The organism is Leptolyngbya sp. AN02str (assembly GCF_050565595.1).
GTDB lineage: Bacteria > Cyanobacteriota > Cyanobacteriia > Elainellales > Elainellaceae > Kaiparowitsia.
Window position 1 is genome coordinate 55,947 of the sequence record NZ_JBNXVR010000012.1, and the last position, 16,741, is coordinate 72,687.

Sequence of the window (16,741 nt, forward strand, 5' to 3'; positions counted from 1 at the left end):
GAAGTAGCGGCACGGTTAATGCAAGCCATTGGCGACGAGAACAATCCAGATTTAAGCCCGCTGCAACGCAGAAAGCTGAAAGCAGCGGTAGGCTTTGGAGCCTTAGTGACACAGCACTCTGAAGCCCCAATTGTCGATGCTCCACAAACAATCGCTAATTTCTTGATGGACAAAATTGGGTGGCAATCCCAGGAACATTGTGCAGTAGTTGCCCTACACTGCACAAACCGCATCATTTCGTGGAGAATTCTATCTATTGGAAGTCTAACAGAGACATTCATCCCAACCTCAGAACTGCTCTATTTCCTGGTGCAATGCAAAGCCAGTCGAGCGATTCTGGCACACAACCATCCCTCGGGTAGCACCAGCCCAAGCCAAGGGGATTTAGATACTACAACATCAGCGCTTGAAGCACTAGGACTTCTAAACATCCAGCTACTAGATCATCTAGTGCTGTCGAGAGGGCATTACTCCTCAATTCGGGCACACGCACCCCAATTGTTTGAGTCTACTCAAGCAGCCCCAGTTCCGCAGAGTAAAATCGCTTGAGGATGCTGAGCCAATCCCACCCCTGCATAGCCAACGCCTGGGCGCTGGTTTGCGGCATAGATTCAAACCCAGCGTGGGCTGTGCTGGTCACTTCAGGCGTTGAGGCGTACATCGTTTCAGCAATATGCCCACTTCGCAACATCACCAGACCAGCGGATTGCGCGATCGCATCCCATGCGCGATCGCTCTCCGAGTCAACTCCTCGATAAACCTGCCACCGCTCATCATTGCCTAAGTGGTACAACGCCTGGGGGTTGCGGTTGATGTGATAGACAGCATACGAGCGAGCTGCGATCGCCTGAGCGATAAGGGCATCCATCTCCCAGGATGAAGGCATTTCAGCCCCAACAACCGAGGTCAAATAGTCTTCAAGGCACGTCTCGTTGACAATCTTGACCGCTGGAGACTGCTCAAAGTCAACCAGCAACGTACCTCGATACCAGCGGCCAAAAAAGATAAAGTCGCCACCAGGCTGCAAGCCAACAACTTGGGTAGTCGTTTGCTCTGCCAGGTCGGAAAGGGTGAACGGGTGATCGACAACGAAGTGGTTGGCTCCATCCTCCACAACGACAAAATCTTCAGCCCATAACATCTCATTGCTGGTGAGAGGTTGTATCCCAATTAATACCCTAACTGGGATACAGTCTGGTTCAGTAGCCAATTCTTCCCAGGATGATAAAGCATCGTAGCTTGCTGTGACAGCAAGTCCCCGAACCTCCTCAACATCCTGACTCTCCTCAATCAGAGGAGAGATTTTTTTTGGAGTTAGGGATTCAACAAGCGGTTTGAGAGGCTTCACGGATGGAGCAATGCCAACGTGTGCAGCAGCGTCTTTTAACTGCGCCCGATTCAAACTTTCAACGCTAGCATCACTCGCCTTACCAGGGAAGAAAACTGGAAAGCAGAATAGCAGCAGCAGAGACAACAAAAACTGCTCTTTGGAAAGCATCTTATTTTTTTCGCCAATTGTAGATAGTATTTGCGTGAATTTCTAAAATTTCACACGCTTTTTGGGTTCCCAATCGATTAGCCAACGCTAATGCTTGAGCCTTAAACTCTTCACTATATTTACGCTGGATAAATTGCTTCTTGCAGTTCTTACAGAAATATTTTTGTTTTTGATTTCTATGTTTGCCGTTTAGAATGAGTTCAAAACTTGAGCAATAAGGACACAACACAATGGTTAAAAAGTGGTTGGTAAAAGGTGGAGTGATTCTACTCGTATTGATTCCGTTAAACCTTATTATTTTCAGTTGTTCTGGCAGAATCAAACGATTGCGTAACAATTCATTTAGATAAAGACGTAGAACTGAATATTGCCACGTCTAAAAGACAGCAAACCAAAGAAATGATGGAATGTTCTCCATCAAACCGAGGCATGATTTTCAACGTTGAGCCTCCCAGAGTCATAGAGATGTGGATGAAGGACGTTGAGGCTCCACTAGATATTTATTTCATTCGAGATGGGCTTGTTTTATCGGCTCTCAAGAATGTCCCCCTCTGTGAAAATAGCCCCTGCAATATTTTCCTATCAAGAGAGTGTGGATACAGTGATTGAGTTCTTTAGCGATCAAGGAGTTGGTTTGAACGTGGGGCAGCGGATCAATCCTCGCCCGACTGAATGCTCTGCACTTTAGCCTCAGACAAAAGGTGCAGTCGATACGCTTCATCAACACAAGTCGTAGAGACTTGTGCAGCTTTACTACGCACCAGCATTAAAGCAGGATCGATCAAATCGTTTGAGTTCTTACCTTCAAAGAGAATCCGAACGATCTGCCCATCGTATTTACCAATTAGCACTCGACGACTGCCAGGGATCAACGCTTGTAGTTGATCCCTGGCAGTTAAGAAGCCTTTTCTGCCTTCGGCTGGGGAAACAATGCAAGGGAGATCGATTTCCCTGCTATTGCCCTCGGATTGAACCTGTAACCGATCCCCTGAAACGGCACTGGAGATCGCCCCACCTGTCCAATACAGCTCAAATGCAGCGCTTCTTGGATCAGTGCTGACATCCCCAACTCCACAGGCTGAGAGCAATACCCCTATCAGGCAAAATAAACGTTTCATCCTTCAGAAAAAACCTTGCCAGTCACTTCGATCGTTGTACATCCCAACGCGGCACGACCATACTCCGTCATGGCGAAAGCTCGTGCTGCGCCTGCGTTGGGATTCGTTTGAACGGCTTCAACGGTCGTGACATTGGCAAGATAAATATCCCGTTGTTCAACCTCGTCGACCCGAGTTAAGGTAAGTTCCCACTCTGGGGTTTTGCCGTTAGGAATCATATAGGCAATCGCAATGGAATAAACCCCCCAGGGCCGCAGTCCGATTCCGTCCGGTGTCGGCACCACACAGCCATTGGACTCAATGAAGAGATGAGTCATCGGGCTTAGCCCCTTTGAGGTTTTCACCACTGCCACCGGATCGCTATCTTCTGCCCAAATATATTTAGGGCTACGCAGACTCTCACTTGTAGTACAGCCCGTATCCCGCTCAGAAGGACTTGGGGGTAAGATGCCACACACTCGCCAATCAACCCGCCAGATAGCACCCGGCACTGTCACCTCTGGTTCCAAAGACTGCATCTGAACACGGTTTTCAGGCGTACTGGAGCAAGCAGACAACACACCAAACAGGCCGATTCCAGTCATCAACAACTTGTAATTGATGTTCATAAGTTACTTACAGGAGAATGAATTCTATTTTGGCATTCTTTACTTGAACCACAAATAAGAAAATGAACACAAAGCTATAAAGTAAAAATTAAATCTATATCTAAACGCTTCAAAACGTGAAGAAAACTTACTTCTCTCTAGCTACTCAATAAAGAAAAGATTAAATAACCTTTTTTTAAGGTTCCACAAAAAGGTATGGTGACGCATTTTCAATGTATCCCCGAAATACATGGCGGTGGGACAATGCAAGATAAATACTAAGATTTCACATCATTCTTTTTGAGACACCAGCATTTAAACCTTGTAGAAATAGGCATTATCTTGCATAGCAAGAACGAATGGTACAACAATGAAATGCCCATCCTGTGGTTCATTGAATGCTGTCAAGAATGGACATCGTAACGGTATACAGGCTTACCTGTGTCGCAGTTGTAATCGACAATTTCAGGAAGAAATTGTTGGTCGGTATTCAAAGGATGCAATAGATCTGAGCTTAAAGATTTCTGACGCTACTAATCCCTACGTCTCATCAGAAGTCACAGGCGCATCCAAGTCCAGTATTTATCGATGGAGGCAATTAGACAGGCATGGTTAAAAGTATTTTCCGTAGTATCCCCTTTTATACGGGAGCTGCGCTGATTTTGGCTTGTTCAGGAGCCGTGGTTTTCTCATTTGTCAGTTCATCTGAGGCGAGTTCTCGACTGAGCCGTGATGCAGGGGGCAAGCAAAACCTCGGGCAGTATAGCAAAATCCCTGATCCGCTCCCTGGCGTTATCCGGGTGCAGGCAGAAGACATGATGATGACTGGGGGATACCGAGCTGAGCAAGTTGACATTGCGTCGGGTGGATTTGTTGCTTCATTAAAAGGGAGGCGATACGGCACAATTGGTCGGATTTCCTATGGCTTCAACCTGGAACCAGGCCAATATGATATCGTTGTCGCCTATTACGACGAGACAGGGGATACCAGCCCTGTGCATATGTTCAAAAATGCGCATGAAATCTATCGGTTTGTTATGGACAAACAGTTAGATCAAGTCGCAACTCTAAAAAGTTTTCAAACACAAGTCATTCGAGGTGTTGAGCTAAATCGCCGCGATCGCATCACCGTTCAGGGAATTGCTCAAGGGGGTGAGTTTGGGCGAATCGATTACATTGAGTTTCATCCTGTAGGAACAGCCAGCAGCCGGAACCCGATACAACCCCCAGCACCTTCGGGCCATCAACATCCTCGGCCCAACAAACCGTCAACCCCAAACACCAACGCTAGCCCTTCTCCAAGTCCGAAGCCGGATGAAAAGCCCAACAAATGCTTGACTGAGCGGAGCAGTAGCACATCTGGCATTGCGAACTCTGGAGTCGTGGTCAATCCCCCCAGCAATGCAAGGCTGCTGTTTAGCAGTGATTTTAGTCGCATTGGTTCTCCAGAGTGGAGGAAGGAATTTATTAGCAATGCTCAACACCTATTCCGCATTGAAAACGGAGCAGGGCGCTTTGAGTTGCGTTCTAGCGATCCGAACCATCGCCCGTTAACCAGACGAGTGGAATTCAATCGATACGACATTGACCTCACCCGAGGGGAAAATTGGGTTCAGTACAGGCAGTTTGTGCCGAACGACTGGCATCATGCAGCCGACAAAGCAATCGTGATGCAGGTGCATGGCCCACGCAGAGGGGGTTGGCCTGGGCCTGTCTTCAAACAAGTCATCCAGAACGGTCGGTATCGCTGGGAGAATCTATATTTCTCAGGTAATAGCGAGATGCGTAAAAACTTTGCCGGGGGCAACATTGTTCGTGGTCAATGGGTGACGTGGACATATCATTTCCACTTCAATCGCAACGGGGATGGATTTGTTCGGATCTGGCAAAACGGGAAACAGGTTGTCAATGAGCGTGGTCGATTCAACGATTCAGGCCGCACTTACGCAGGGCTAAAGGTAGGACTCTACAACAACGGCAACTGGTCTGGAGTTGGCCGCAGAGTAATTTACTACGACGACGTGCAAATCCATAGCGGTGGGGGCAATCCTCAGTTGAGCGATGGCAAGCCATCAGATTGCCCGTAGGGAGGCTAGCCTCTTGGGAAAGGGACACAACAATCCCTCTACGAGCAACGCGAAAAATATTTTGAGGTTAACGCTATGGTCTACGGCAATGGTTTCCCTCCCAGTGAAAGTGATGATGCACATATGCCCCTATCCGACAGATTTCTCACCGAGAGTGATAGAGCATGGCTAGACGCCATCTCTGCTGCGGAGGCTGATTATGACCTCATTGAGGATAAATCGGGGGATACGCAAGAGGAAACACCAAAACCCACGCCAAAACATGAACCGTTGGATGGGGAATCTTGGAATCCATTTAATAAGTAGGGAAAAACCAATGCAAGTTCCAGAGTTCGACGTAAAAACGGGCTTGCCCGTTCTGGTATACGATCCGCGCACTGGGCAGGAAGAACCATCCATCAAAGAGGTTCAGCATAGTTATCTCGAACATTGGTTGAAGCATCATGGACTGCTGGAGCAGTCCGTGATTTCTTATGCACAACATACCAAGCTAGCCGATGTCGAGATTGAGCGGTTGGAGCAGGAGGGCAGAGTCTTGGTCTTTACCAACGGGAAGGATGGCTACTTTGCTGACCCCACTACGGCGACCCTCATACGTGAGGGGTCAGTAGAGCAAGGCATCACATCAATCTACGGGTTTAGTCAAAACTCACCTCATAACTACGTTGCCTACGGTAGCTTAGTTGGCTCAGATGGTTACAGTTCAACCAGTCTTGGGACAACTCGCATCCTGGTCATTGACGATGAAGCGCGCTCGCTTGGAGATCAGCCCATCCTTGATACCAACAGCAGACAAGTAGATGTAACTAAACTGCTGAACAAAATGGGGGATGGAACGATGCTTGTATCACAGCCCATCATGCAGCAAGTTATCCTGCCAAAAGAGCAGGAAGAAATTACTGAAAAAATATTTCAAAAATTTAGCATTGATGCGACTGAAATCGCAGATTTAGCTCAAGAGTATGGCAGCTTAGACGATGCCCAACAGGAAATTGAGCGTGGAACCAAAGCGCTATCTAAAAAACTGGTCACTCAATTTCGTGCCGCAACGCCTGATTATAGCGGCATTGCAAAGGGCACGATGGCCTATAGCCGTTGGTGTGAACGGCTGGGCGTTGATGCCATTATTTCTAAAAACGACATTAAAGGGGATGATGGACGATTCTCAACCCCTGGAATTCATGAGGTTTCCAGCTTTTGGGTTAATCGGAAGGAGCGGGGGCAGTATTCAAACCAGGGTGTTGGGCCACAGGTTAAAGGCTGCATCCCCTACGCAACTTTGCATGAGTTTATGCCCAAACAAGTTGACCTTGCAAAGCAGCTAGAGCAGGTTGCCTCTGATCCTCAACAACTTAAGGATTACTACATTGCAAAGACAGAGCGGGAACGGCAGCACACCATTAGCCGCGGTGAAACGCCCAAGGATGATTGGCTATACGACACCCTTCAGGGCGACTCATTTGATCTGTTGCGGCAGAACAGCGTCATCGTGAGAGAGCTTCAAAAGAAGCTCAAGGGCGCATGGACTGATACAGCCATCCGAGGGGTTGAGCTACCGTCTGCGATGGCCCAGCACCATGCGCTACTGAAACCGTGGGAAGTCTGCAATAAAGACCTTCCACATGGGGCCATTGTTGCCTACTACCGTAGTCCCTTCCCTAATGTTGGAGCAGCGGCGATCGCAGTCAATAATACTCAAGCAATTAGACGAGGCGATCCTGAAAGCCTCAGGAAACAAGGAGTTGCCTATCTCCATCCCTGGACAGCCAAAAATATCGCCATCACTGACTTTGATGCGGATCTTAATGGCTATTTTGTAGGCTATACCGCTGTTGCTGAAAACCTGCCGGAACAGATTCGAGAACAGCTTGCTCACGTTGAATCAAAGCCACCAGCAGAGCAGTATGAAGCAGGGCGATCGCTTTTCAGTGGATTGATTGATGAGTGGCAAACCCAAAATATCTTAGAACCTGCCGATTACCCAATTGCGGTTAAAGAAATCATTGATCTCAATATCCCAGAGCGAAAGCCACCAGAGATCAAAAAGCAAGCGAAGGTGAAACATCCCTGGTATGAAAGTGAAAGCTATGGCAAGGCACTTCATCGAGCCTGGGAAATCACAGCAGACAACCCAACAGGCAAAGTTGCCAATTCTGGGATGACGCTTCAATCCTATGCATTGGAGTGTGAGCTGTGCCCTCCTGACAGACAACGAGAGCTGCTTGCACACATCAAAGCAGCCTACAAAGACACACTATTCAACCCGGAAAAAGAACCTGTCATTCCCACGGATACGTACTTAGTTGGGCGAGGGTTCCCCCCCTATCACTTTAAAGAACGGTTGCAGCCTGTCGTGGATCATAATGGGCCGCTAACCGATGTGGCAGTAAAAGAGCATCTCTCGATCATCTCAGATGTGTTAGTTGATGTGGTGAGTGGGCCAATTGGGGAGAACCTACAAACGGCTGTAGATACAGCCAAAAGCTCTAGAGGGATTGATGATTCAATCCACGCCTTTGCTCAAGCCTTGACCTATAAAGAACACGCTCTCAGAGCGGCAGATGAAAAAACCGCATACCTGGATGGCTCTCCACTGCCAACAAACACAGAGGAACCGATTGGGTGGAGCATCCAGGCAGTCAATACACGGTACGAGAGAACGAGGAAAATCGTTGAGCGCGACAATGAAGAATACCGCAGCATTATTCCACTCAAAGCAACCCAGGCTCAACAGAAGGCCGCAAAAGAATGGGCTTCTAGATACACCCAGGCTCTTAAACTTTCATTTCAAGAGCAAGAGCGCACATCCAATCGGCGCACCGATCAGCAGCCGACTTTCACCATTACATCGGAATCTGGCAAGGTCGTAACAATTGAACGTACAGCCGACGCGATCTCGCCCGATTCACCACTCTGGCGATACGCTCCTGAGAGGGCTGAGTGTCACATCAGTACAGTGACGCTGATGAAGGCTCATCAGTGGAGGGAATGGCCCGAACCAATGGTTTCCTCCATCAAGCAGCATCATGTTGCAGCAATCGCACAGATGCCCACAGGAGAGCAATTGCTGGGTTTGGTCTCGCAAGAGTCAGTAGATGAACACCACCTAATGGATTTACTGGCCCGTCACGAACACATTCCAGTTGCAAACCCGATCATTGAATGTCACCCTGCAAAATATTTACGGGGTGACAGTGAACGTGAACTTGCAAAAGGTCAAGCACACCTTTGGATCAAGGAGCAAATTCGGAGTATTCCCAATGAGGAACGTGAAGCCTTTCTATCTGCGTTTTGGCATACCAGTACAGGAATGAAAATTGCGCTCAAACATTTTTCAGCAGAACTCGTCCAACAGTTGGAAACACCGCCCCCCATACGCTTGATTGGGCTGCAATATGAATCTAATCAAGTCGGCCACTTAGAAGACGGCATCCACCCGATCCAATTTACCGAGTTTCGCTACAGCAAGAACGGGCAAGAGGTCACACAACCCGCTATCAGCGTCGTGCAGGATGGTGAACCCTTACACCTTGGCGCCATTGATAAACGCTCGGTCAAGCTTCCCATTGGTTGGGAGGGAACCGCAGATATCCATGTTGATGCGTCCGGGAAGTTTGCCGATATCCAGGTTTTAGAGGCTATCCCAACACCAGAGCCAGCAATCAACAATGTTGTGGCTGTGGAATTTGGCACACCACACCAGCAGCCCGATTTCAAAGTAGCAGAGACTGGACAGAGCTATGATCCTCAGCCATCCACTTCAGTACAATCGCTGCAAATTGCAACTGACGGCTCCTGCCTGGGCAATCCTGGACCTGGTGGGTGGGCAGCGGTTTTACTCGCGGATGGGGCAACTCGTGGGCTTGAAATTGGTGGAAGAGAGGAAGCCACGACAAACAACCGTATGGAGCTAAAGGCTGTGATTGAAGCCCTACGTCATGCCAGGACAGAAGGGATGCTGGAGGGCAATCCCCAAATTGAAATTCTTAGTGATAGCCAGGTCGTCGGTAAAGGCATCACAGGAGAATGGAAGCGCAAAACCAATCTGGATCTGTGGGCTGAATATGATGAGGCATCTCAAGGACTCTCCATCAATGTCACCTGGGTGAAGGGCCATAGCGGGCACGTCCTCAATGAACGAGTGGATGCGATCGCCAATGCTTTTGCATCAGGACAGCCCACAGAGCTGTGGTCTTTTGAACAATCTCCCATCGGCTCTGCTCAAGCCCAAACCATCCTCCTACCAACAGAGGCTTCACACTGCTTGTATGGGTTTGCCAACAATGATGTCTGTGAAGACTACCAGCCGACAGACTCTCAAATCCAAAATATTTTGGAGGCTGCTTACACACAAGGTTATGCGGCCCGCTGTGAACGCATTGAACAAGGTTCTGTCAGCCAAACAATCGTGACAATTGATTTTCCAGACACCGCAGCTCTCAAGCAGTTTGAAGCAGCGATCGCACCTTTACCCATTCAGTATCGCTATAAGGGGGATTTAAGCGCAGGGGTTCAGTTTGTTGAGCCGCTAGAGCATCAGCGGTTGAACGAAGCAAGCCAAATCCCGGTGCCAGATGATTTTATGATTGCTTCCTTTATCCAAGATGAAGTATTTGAAGCACTCGGTAATGAGGTTCACATAGGGCCATCCCCTCACATTGATGGTGAGGTTCAAATTGCAGGGAAGCCCGTCAAAATGGTGTTTCCCCTTTCGATTGATAGGGGAGAAACAAACCAACTTCCAGTATCAACCTGCATTGAGGCCATGCGCGGTTATGGTCGCACCCATACAACCCGCAGCTATGAGCCGTATCATGCCTATGAGTTTGAGGAAGGGGAGCTTGCGATCGCCCAAGGATATATCAACGGCCAATCCCATGAGGTTGCTTTCATCGTTGGGGAGCAGTACCGTATCACTTCCGAGATGATCGCAAATCCAGAGTATCAACGCTATTGGAGCGCCGTTGAGAAACACAGCGTTGAAATGCTGAAATCGTTTGAAGGGAAAGAAGCCTGGGGTTTAACGATGCAACCGCTTGGAGACTACATCGATGGGCAAATCGTCCCCTTCCCAGATCGCTCTGCTGAAATTCTCGCCCCGACGCGCCAGGAGTTGTTGACCCTGGTGGATGTAGCGATTAAAGCAGAGCATGGCCCACTCAAGGAACAAATCAGAGACGCAGGCTTAAAGCTCAATGCTGTGTACTGTCGTCAGAACAGCCGGAAAGGACACGCCCCCGTTGAATTCAAGTCGCCTTCGGTTGCACTCTCGACAGATGTTGTTAGGCAGATTGAGCAGCTTCAGCAGGTGGCCGCAGAACCAATTGTGCATCCAACGATATCAGAGCTTCGAGGGCTATACCTGGCCTTGAGTAAGGCCCAAAAACAAGCAAATGAAGCCGCACCAGGCCACCAATCTCATCAGATCTGGATGGATGAAATACGCAGTAGAGGTATTCAGTTGAGACAGCTCTATGGGCAGCAAGGGGGAGAAGGTGAACCACCACTAGACTACAGGCATGCAGGTATTATCCTATCCCCGGCACTAAAGTTGGCAGCACGAGAAATCGAGTCAGCACACCATCCTTCCTATCAGGAGGTCATGGAGCTACACACACTGTATCAAGTTCGGCAAGAATCCACCGGAACCGATTACCAGCCAGCATTAAAGGCATTGGAGCAAAAGGCCGAAAGCTTGTCCACTGCACACGCAGAATGTCCCCCAGAAGAACGGATAAGATGCAGCCCGGATGGAGCATTAGACGAATTTAGAGCTCCTCAAGTCAAGTTCTCCGTTGCTGAAGTTGTGGCATATCAGGAGGTTGCTCAAATCAATAGCTTCTTGGAAAGACAAAACTCTCAACAGGAACCACAGGCCGCACGTTAAGGGGCGATTGCCCCGATATTGCGATCGCTTCACTCAGGAGAAATTGAATGAGGAGTTTCACGCAAGCAGACCACGAAACTATTGCCCTGATCGTGGATGAGCTAATACGGCTGGGAGTTCATCTCGACTCACAGCCACCGTCTCAGCTAGTGACGAGCATTCCTGACACCGAAGGAACGCTGCATATTTCGATTTTCAATGCCGTGGAGGGTACGCCGGATGAATTATATGAGGCAGCAGAGCTGCTCAAACGGCTCTGCAATCTAGAAAGCACCACTCTAGAAGCCATTTGGAATGAGATTGCTTCATACAAAATCCAAAAGGCAGTGCCAGTCTGAAAAATATTTTGTCTTGCAGGGTAAGAGGCTATCGCCTTGTTAGAACAGAAAAAACGGTTCAACATTCAACTCAAAAGGGAAAAAATCATGTCTAGTCAAGGGTTTAACCTTTCCTCCTTCAGCGGCAATCTGGCTGCTGATGTTGAAGTTAAAAGCATCACGACTCGTAGTGGCAGCACGACCAAAGTTGCAAGCGGGGTCATTTACGTCCGTCGGCCCAGTAACCGGGAGCAAAGCTTTACAGTTGCCCTCAACATCTGGGAAGGCTCCTCTGCATGGGGAACCCTCCCCTACTTGGTAAAAGGGGCGCTGATCATTGCCAGTGGCTCCGTGGAGGATTCCCCCTACATTGCCACTGATGGCTCTCCCCGCTCTGGGATGCGAATGAACGTCAACAGTCTTACTCTCGATATCGTTCCTCGCAATGAGGATGAAGATGAGGAGCCTGTTGCCAACAAACCGAAACACTCCAGCAATGATCAAGTACCAAAGAAAGAGTACGCGGCAGTCGATTTCTAAACGTATCGGGATGGGGGGAAATACCTGTATGGCCTTAGGGTCGTACAGGTATTTTTTTTGAAGAAGCATTACCTACAAACCTTTGACGACTGCCACAAGCGACAGGGAGAAGGCTATCGCCTTGAAGAAACAGACATCTCTCTATGAGGCCGAATCTCATGTCTAAATTTCTGTCAATCCTGGCAACTGCTCTCGTTGTTCCGATGATTTTCGCTAGTGTAGTTCAAGCAGGTGGGGTTCTTGTGCCCCGAGATCAAGAGTGTCCTTCTGGAACAACGTTTCGGGGTTTAGACCCCGCAAGCGGAGGGAAACTCTGCGCTTAAGCCGTCTACTGCTCCTGTCATGCAGGGTTTCTCAACGGTGAGAAGCCCTGCTTCCTGCCCAGATCCCCACAGTGGCGTGGGTCGATGAGATAGGGAAGCTGGTCTTCCTCAAATGGAGGTTCGATGCCTCATCTGGGCGCATTAAAAAACTGCTAGGTCATAATGACCTAGCAGTTTTTTTCTTTCTCAGCAGTTCGTGCAATTGCTGAGAAGTCAAAGCAGGAAAACCAGCGTAAAGCCTGCTGCAAAAACTTTTAGCAGTTCTGGGGCTTTAAGTGGGGGAAAGAAAATAGCACCCACCCCAATCATCAACAGTCCTTGTCGGATCGCGCCGAAAGGTACTAACAACGCGCCAAGTATCGCAGAGGCAATACAGAGCGTCCAACCCAGAACAGCAAGCAAAATCTGAAGTTTTTTTTTTGCATGGGATATTCCCATAATCTGTAGCCAAAAGTATTGTAACTGATACCCCGATCTGATAAGAAAATGGGATAAGCGTCAGAACAGCAAAGCAAAAGTTTGATGTGGTCATCGTTCTTTTGACAGCAAAGTTTCGCCGTACTCACAACCAAAAAGCGGTCAGTTCTGCAAAATATTTTGAAATCCGAACCCAGGCTATCGCCTGGAGAAGTTGAGAGATTCCCGGCTACTGCCATAGCTGGGCAAGGATTGGCAGATTCTTGAGCTTCGTGCATCTCTAGCTTTGATACAGCGCCTTCGCTTCAGTTCATGTTGAGAATGATAGCCATCCAGCCCATCACCTTACACGTATAAATGGGGCCAAGCGATCGCTTCTACACTCAACTTGGAATAAAACCAACCTAATCACCTTCTCATGCTCCGCCACCACATGGGACACCCCGGCGTCGAGCATTAGAGGGTGATAGGTGCGCTCTTTGCTTTTATTGCAAAGTTCATTAAAGATTTAGAGGCTAGAAAAATTGAACAAGATCGCCTATGCAGGACTGGTTTTTTTCGGATAATACCGTCCATGATCTTATTCTCTCTAACAATCAAGGTTCTAACACGTGGACATCTATTATGTCGCTCGCTGATCTTTGTCAAGTAAGTGATTAAACTCAGCAGGTAGGTCGCCCCTACCTGCTGAGTTTAATCACTTACTTCAGCCACCCAATTATGGCAGCTAGAATATGAGCTAAGGCAGCTTTGTAGATTCTTTAAAGAACGCTCTCTCAGTTGTCCATCAGGAATACATCATCCCTAACCTGGTCAAAACCCTTAACACGGAGTCTACATCATGCAAATCACCATCGATCTCCCTGAAGAGTTAGTTCAGCACTTTAATCACGATCGCCTTGCCCGTGAGATCCTAGAAGCTCTGGTAATACAAGCCTATCAAACTGAAAAAATTACCCATGCTGAAGTGGGTCGTATTCTAGGGCTACCCTCCCGCTGGGCAGTCGATGACTTTTTGAAACAGCACAATGCTGATCTACACTACGATGAGGCTGATTTGGAACGCGATCGCACCACTCTCCAACAACTGCGGGCAAAGTCCGGTAATGGCGTTTTATGATCGTTGTTGCCGATACTTCACCGATCAATTACCTACTGCTCATTAACCAGATTGATCTACTACCCCGGCTCTTCCAGCAAATTATTATTCCTGAAATAGTTCGGGATGAAATGCTTGATCCAGACGCACCACCAGTTCTTCAACAATGGATTGCGAATCCTCCTTCCTGGCTTACTATTCAAACCGTTCCCATAATCGACACGACTCTCAGCAGCCTCGATCCTGGAGAACAAGCAGCGATTACCCTAGCTCAAACCTTACCCGCAGATTTGCTGATTATCGATGAACGATTGGGACGACGAATAGCAGAAGAGCGAGGGATTGCTATCATTGGGATGCTGGGAATTTTAGATGATGCCGCAGATCAAGGTTTAATCAACCTAGCTGAGGTACTCGCACGATTGCAACAAACAAACTTTCGTGTCTCCCGTAGTATCATTCAAACGTTGCTAAACAAACCAAAGAATTAGCAGAGCAACTGCTTTCCCAAAATAGTAGAACTTGAAAGTAACACTGCATCATCAAACGAGAGTGTTTGCATATCTACAGAAGGGGGTTTAGGGGTTCCAAGCGTTGCCCCCCTCAATTTCCTCCGCTTTGCATCGCCCATAGTGTCCTCCTTTTTTAGAACTTCCGTTTTTCTGGTGGTTCAACCCAAAGCGTACAAAAGCCAGATCGTGCGGGGGTTCCATCCACCGCGATCGCGACTCCCAAATTCGCAATCTCGTCCTGGCACGTATTGAATTTATGGCGATTCCACTCAAAAATATTTCTGGCCCGACGACCTTCAGCGCTGGTGGCCCACTTTAATAAGTCAGCCGCTTCACCGCTCAACTCGCCCTTAGCGGAAGCTGTACCCATCGGGGTAAACAAGGAGAGTGCGATCGCCAATGGCACTCCCACCCCTAAGCCAATACCTGCCCATATCAATCTCTGCCGCCAGCTCGACTCAGTGTTCAAAGGATGAGTCGTTGCGGTCGGACTCGGAGGTTTCATCTGGGATGAGTTCAAACCATTCAGAGTTGTTTGCATCGCCCCAATCGTTTCCAATAGTTGAGTGAGCTGTAGCGGATTCGGTGGTGGTTCGATGGCTTGGGCCCGAGCCTGGGCTTGGGCCCCATCGTGCGAAGATCGCTTCAACTGCACCGTTACTTGCTGCAAGCTGTCGAGTTGCAGCTTCAATTCGCTCCACAGCTTGCTGCCGCTCTCGTAGGAGCGAATTGATCGCTGCGTCTCCTGTGAGTGCAGGACGACTGCTCTCATCAGTTCCTGGTTGGACTCCAGAAGCATCCGGTTCGTGTCGATCCATGTATCTAGCTTCTCCCCAATCTTGACGGTATCCGCGCCATGAGACAGCTTAAGCTGATCGACTGCTTTCCAAAGCTTGCCGATAATCTCCTTGACTTCTGCAAGCGTTGTTTCACCCGGCATTGTTGCCCCCCTCTGTTGCAGCGGTTGCAGCAACTGTTGCTGGTTCCTTTTCTTTTTTAGTTGTGCGCTTGGCCTTGGGCTTTGCTGCATCCAAGTCTGCGATCGTTGGCGGTAAACCCAGATATTCAGCAGCCTTCTCTAGCTCTGGTCGGCATTGGTCAAGAAAGCTCTCAGCCAAAATCTGATCCCCAAACGGCAACTTCTCCATCTCGAAAAAACTCAACCCTTCTTCGTGAATCGCGTCAAAGGTCGTTGGTTCCAGCACTGGCATCTCGATCTCGATGCCTTTCTGGGCTAGAAAATCTTTTCGCACTTGGGATTCATCCCACCGCCGAAAATCAAGCGAGCCTTGCGCCCACATCAAACTCTTGACAGCAAGGAAGTCAGCTTTACCACCTCCATATTCCAGCATGGCCTTGACACTGACAATTGGGCTGAACTGGTTGTTGAGAACCGAACTGAACGTCACGCGGTAGCCCAACTTCTCAGAAATTGCAAACGCACCAAATCGATTCAACTGATCACGAGTCGCCTCGGCTGATGCTCCTGGCATATCAATCAGCACAACGTCAGGGGCTTCCTCAGCCAATACCGTAAACAATCCCTTGGCCTCTCCCACCTCAAGGAAGTCGAGCAGCCGAACAGGATGCTCACTCCCTGCATGGTGGTCGTAGAATCCTGGGTTCTCAATGTCAGCGTCAAAGCCAACGGTCTTCAGTCCAGATCGGATCAAAAAATAATACAAGCTACGAAAGTGCAGAGTCTTGCCCGTACCGCCTTTCCCACCCAGCCCGATCACTAAACGTTTTTTGCTCATTACAGGTGTTTCCTTGCAGAAAATATTTTTTACAGCGTTTTCCGGTCATAGAGATTGAACCGACTCTTCTTCTTGCTGCCAGAAGTAGAGGTTGAGGCTGGAACCTCAGAATCGGCAGGTGCGATCGCTTCAATATCCCTCAAAACCTCTTCTCTAACAGATGCAGCAGGTTGACTTGAGAGTTCGGCAACAGAAGATACAACAGGGGCTATGACTGGTTTATGGACTCTAACACCAACATCAGATTGCTCTGTTCGTCTTTTTTTTTCCAGTGATAGATATGAGCTAAGGGTTCCTGGCCTGACATCTGCAATTCCCACCTCTGCTAAGAAATCACAGACATCCTGCAAGCTATACCCTTTACCACGCATTTTTTGAATCGCATCGTACAGCTTAGCGACTACCCCCCTAAAACCAGCGGCGGCAGAACGGTCACAAGCCTTTGCTGGAGCTTCGAGCATCCGAGCTGCCACGTCATCGAGTGAAACTGGAACGGGCCTTGTCCGTGAGCGTTGTTTCGGCATACTGGCATCACAAATACGGTTCTAGCTGACGCTCAAGCATCCAAGCCTCTTCAGTGCCGAAGCACGACCCTTAAA

Annotated in this window: 18 protein-coding genes; 10 read left to right on the top strand and 8 right to left on the bottom strand. The window is 48.7% G+C overall.

The annotated features are described in order from the left end of the window. Positions 1 to 18 precede the first annotated feature (18 nt). Positions 19 to 549: a JAB domain-containing protein gene (locus tag ACQ4M4_RS11335; protein ID WP_430684711.1), complete on the top strand. Its 531-nt coding sequence runs from the start codon at positions 19 to 21 to the stop codon at positions 547 to 549. Here ACQ4M4_RS11335 and ACQ4M4_RS11340 read toward each other — a convergent pair. Both ACQ4M4_RS11340 and ACQ4M4_RS11345 read right to left on the bottom strand, forming a co-directional pair. After that, positions 509 to 1,498: a SpoIID/LytB domain-containing protein gene (locus tag ACQ4M4_RS11340; RefSeq protein WP_430684619.1), complete on the bottom strand. Its 990-nt coding sequence runs from the start codon at positions 1,496 to 1,498 to the stop codon at positions 509 to 511. The two genes, ACQ4M4_RS11335 and ACQ4M4_RS11340, sit on opposite strands and share 41 nt — an antisense overlap. A gap of 1 nt (position 1,499) precedes the next feature. Beyond that, positions 1,500 to 1,727, bottom strand: a complete 228-nt coding sequence (locus tag ACQ4M4_RS11345; RefSeq protein WP_430684712.1) for a transposase — start codon at positions 1,725 to 1,727, stop codon at positions 1,500 to 1,502. Between the two features lie 137 nt (positions 1,728 to 1,864). Here ACQ4M4_RS11345 and ACQ4M4_RS11350 point away from each other — a divergent pair, with 137 nt between their 5' ends. After that, positions 1,865 to 2,107 (top strand): DUF192 domain-containing protein, encoded by a 243-nt coding sequence (locus ACQ4M4_RS11350; RefSeq protein ID WP_430684713.1) that lies wholly within the window; start codon positions 1,865 to 1,867, stop codon positions 2,105 to 2,107. A 44-nt stretch (positions 2,108 to 2,151) separates the two neighbouring features. Here the strand turns inward: ACQ4M4_RS11350 and ACQ4M4_RS11355 are convergent, their stop codons facing one another. Together ACQ4M4_RS11355 and ACQ4M4_RS11360 are read right to left on the bottom strand one after the other, a co-directional pair. Next, the gene (locus tag ACQ4M4_RS11355; RefSeq protein ID WP_430684620.1) at positions 2,152 to 2,616 is read right to left on the bottom strand and encodes a hypothetical protein; all 465 of its coding nucleotides are present in this window, start codon (positions 2,614 to 2,616) and stop codon (positions 2,152 to 2,154) included. Then, positions 2,613 to 3,224, bottom strand: coding sequence for a hypothetical protein (locus ACQ4M4_RS11360; protein ID WP_430684621.1), 612 nt, complete (start codon positions 3,222 to 3,224; stop codon positions 2,613 to 2,615). The genes ACQ4M4_RS11355 and ACQ4M4_RS11360 overlap by 4 nt, the downstream gene beginning before the upstream one ends. A 349-nt stretch (positions 3,225 to 3,573) precedes the next feature. On the opposite strand from ACQ4M4_RS11360, the gene ACQ4M4_RS11365 reads away from it, so the two are divergent. The 6 genes from ACQ4M4_RS11365 (at position 3,574) to ACQ4M4_RS11390 (ending at position 12,034) form a co-directional block, all read left to right on the top strand. After that, positions 3,574 to 3,819, top strand: a complete 246-nt coding sequence (locus ACQ4M4_RS11365) for an IS1/IS1595 family N-terminal zinc-binding domain-containing protein (protein ID WP_430684622.1) — start codon at positions 3,574 to 3,576, stop codon at positions 3,817 to 3,819. Continuing rightward, a complete protein-coding gene (locus tag ACQ4M4_RS11370) occupies positions 3,812 to 5,290 on the top strand; it encodes a heparin lyase I family protein (RefSeq protein WP_430684623.1) in 1,479 nt (492 codons plus the stop codon). The genes ACQ4M4_RS11365 and ACQ4M4_RS11370 overlap by 8 nt, the downstream gene beginning before the upstream one ends. 75 nt (positions 5,291 to 5,365) lie before the next feature. Continuing rightward, positions 5,366 to 5,596, top strand: a complete 231-nt coding sequence (locus tag ACQ4M4_RS11375; RefSeq protein WP_430684624.1) for a hypothetical protein — start codon at positions 5,366 to 5,368, stop codon at positions 5,594 to 5,596. A 10-nt stretch (positions 5,597 to 5,606) separates the two neighbouring features. Continuing rightward, on the top strand, positions 5,607 to 11,177 hold the full coding sequence (locus ACQ4M4_RS11380) for a ribonuclease H family protein (protein WP_430684625.1): 5,571 nt from the start codon (positions 5,607 to 5,609) through the stop codon (positions 11,175 to 11,177). A 47-nt stretch (positions 11,178 to 11,224) separates the two neighbouring features. Next, the gene (locus tag ACQ4M4_RS11385; RefSeq protein WP_430684626.1) at positions 11,225 to 11,515 is read left to right on the top strand and encodes a hypothetical protein; all 291 of its coding nucleotides are present in this window, start codon (positions 11,225 to 11,227) and stop codon (positions 11,513 to 11,515) included. A gap of 87 nt (positions 11,516 to 11,602) precedes the next feature. Next, positions 11,603 to 12,034 carry a single-stranded DNA-binding protein gene (locus tag ACQ4M4_RS11390; protein ID WP_430684627.1) on the top strand — a complete coding sequence of 144 codons (432 nt, stop codon included), beginning with the start codon at positions 11,603 to 11,605 and terminating at the stop codon, positions 12,032 to 12,034. A 536-nt stretch (positions 12,035 to 12,570) separates the two neighbouring features. Here the strand turns inward: ACQ4M4_RS11390 and ACQ4M4_RS11395 are convergent. Continuing rightward, positions 12,571 to 12,795, bottom strand: coding sequence for a hypothetical protein (locus ACQ4M4_RS11395; protein ID WP_430684628.1), 225 nt, complete (start codon positions 12,793 to 12,795; stop codon positions 12,571 to 12,573). 820 nt (positions 12,796 to 13,615) lie between these two features. Between ACQ4M4_RS11395 and ACQ4M4_RS11400 the strand changes: the two genes are divergently transcribed. Continuing rightward, complete coding sequence (locus ACQ4M4_RS11400) at positions 13,616 to 13,894, top strand: UPF0175 family protein (protein ID WP_430684629.1); 279 nt, start codon at positions 13,616 to 13,618, stop codon at positions 13,892 to 13,894. Next, on the top strand, positions 13,891 to 14,364 hold the full coding sequence (locus ACQ4M4_RS11405) for a DUF3368 domain-containing protein (RefSeq protein ID WP_430684630.1): 474 nt from the start codon (positions 13,891 to 13,893) through the stop codon (positions 14,362 to 14,364). Before ACQ4M4_RS11400 ends, ACQ4M4_RS11405 begins: the two co-directional genes overlap by 4 nt. Before the next feature lie 154 nt (positions 14,365 to 14,518). Here ACQ4M4_RS11405 and ACQ4M4_RS11410 read toward each other — a convergent pair whose 3' ends face one another. The 3 genes from ACQ4M4_RS11410 to ACQ4M4_RS11420 are packed head-to-tail and all read right to left on the bottom strand — an operon-like array spanning position 14,519 to position 16,666. Further along, a complete protein-coding gene (locus tag ACQ4M4_RS11410) occupies positions 14,519 to 15,325 on the bottom strand; it encodes a DUF6753 family protein (protein ID WP_430684631.1) in 807 nt (268 codons plus the stop codon). Beyond that, complete coding sequence (locus ACQ4M4_RS11415) at positions 15,315 to 16,142, bottom strand: hypothetical protein (RefSeq protein WP_430684632.1); 828 nt, start codon at positions 16,140 to 16,142, stop codon at positions 15,315 to 15,317. Before ACQ4M4_RS11415 ends, ACQ4M4_RS11410 begins: the two co-directional genes overlap by 11 nt. Before the next feature lie 29 nt (positions 16,143 to 16,171). Then, positions 16,172 to 16,666: a hypothetical protein gene (locus ACQ4M4_RS11420; protein WP_430684633.1), complete on the bottom strand. Its 495-nt coding sequence runs from the start codon at positions 16,664 to 16,666 to the stop codon at positions 16,172 to 16,174. Between the last annotated feature and the right edge of the window lie 75 nt (positions 16,667 to 16,741).

Bases quoted from the DNA above. Each gene is read 5' to 3' on its own strand.
- ACQ4M4_RS11420 (WP_430684633.1), bottom strand. From the start codon at position 16,666: ATGCCGAAACAACGCTCACGGACAAGGCCCGTTCCAGTTTCACTCGAT.
- ACQ4M4_RS11395 (WP_430684628.1), bottom strand. From the start codon at position 12,795: ATGGGAATATCCCATGCAAAAAAAAAACTTCAGATTTTGCTTGCTGTT.
- ACQ4M4_RS11340 (WP_430684619.1), bottom strand. From the start codon at position 1,498: ATGCTTTCCAAAGAGCAGTTTTTGTTGTCTCTGCTGCTGCTATTCTGC.
- ACQ4M4_RS11360 (WP_430684621.1), bottom strand. From the start codon at position 3,224: ATGAACATCAATTACAAGTTGTTGATGACTGGAATCGGCCTGTTTGGT.
- ACQ4M4_RS11365 (WP_430684622.1), top strand. From the start codon at position 3,574: ATGAAATGCCCATCCTGTGGTTCATTGAATGCTGTCAAGAATGGACAT.
- ACQ4M4_RS11385 (WP_430684626.1), top strand. From the start codon at position 11,225: ATGAGGAGTTTCACGCAAGCAGACCACGAAACTATTGCCCTGATCGTG.
- ACQ4M4_RS11355 (WP_430684620.1), bottom strand. From the start codon at position 2,616: ATGAAACGTTTATTTTGCCTGATAGGGGTATTGCTCTCAGCCTGTGGA.
- ACQ4M4_RS11380 (WP_430684625.1), top strand. From the start codon at position 5,607: ATGCAAGTTCCAGAGTTCGACGTAAAAACGGGCTTGCCCGTTCTGGTA.
- ACQ4M4_RS11415 (WP_430684632.1), bottom strand. From the start codon at position 16,142: ATGAGCAAAAAACGTTTAGTGATCGGGCTGGGTGGGAAAGGCGGTACG.
- ACQ4M4_RS11370 (WP_430684623.1), top strand. From the start codon at position 3,812: ATGGTTAAAAGTATTTTCCGTAGTATCCCCTTTTATACGGGAGCTGCG.
- ACQ4M4_RS11405 (WP_430684630.1), top strand. From the start codon at position 13,891: ATGATCGTTGTTGCCGATACTTCACCGATCAATTACCTACTGCTCATT.
- ACQ4M4_RS11410 (WP_430684631.1), bottom strand. From the start codon at position 15,325: ATGCCGGGTGAAACAACGCTTGCAGAAGTCAAGGAGATTATCGGCAAG.
- ACQ4M4_RS11390 (WP_430684627.1), top strand. From the start codon at position 11,603: ATGTCTAGTCAAGGGTTTAACCTTTCCTCCTTCAGCGGCAATCTGGCT.
- ACQ4M4_RS11375 (WP_430684624.1), top strand. From the start codon at position 5,366: ATGGTCTACGGCAATGGTTTCCCTCCCAGTGAAAGTGATGATGCACAT.
- ACQ4M4_RS11400 (WP_430684629.1), top strand. From the start codon at position 13,616: ATGCAAATCACCATCGATCTCCCTGAAGAGTTAGTTCAGCACTTTAAT.
- ACQ4M4_RS11335 (WP_430684711.1), top strand. From the start codon at position 19: ATGCAAGCCATTGGCGACGAGAACAATCCAGATTTAAGCCCGCTGCAA.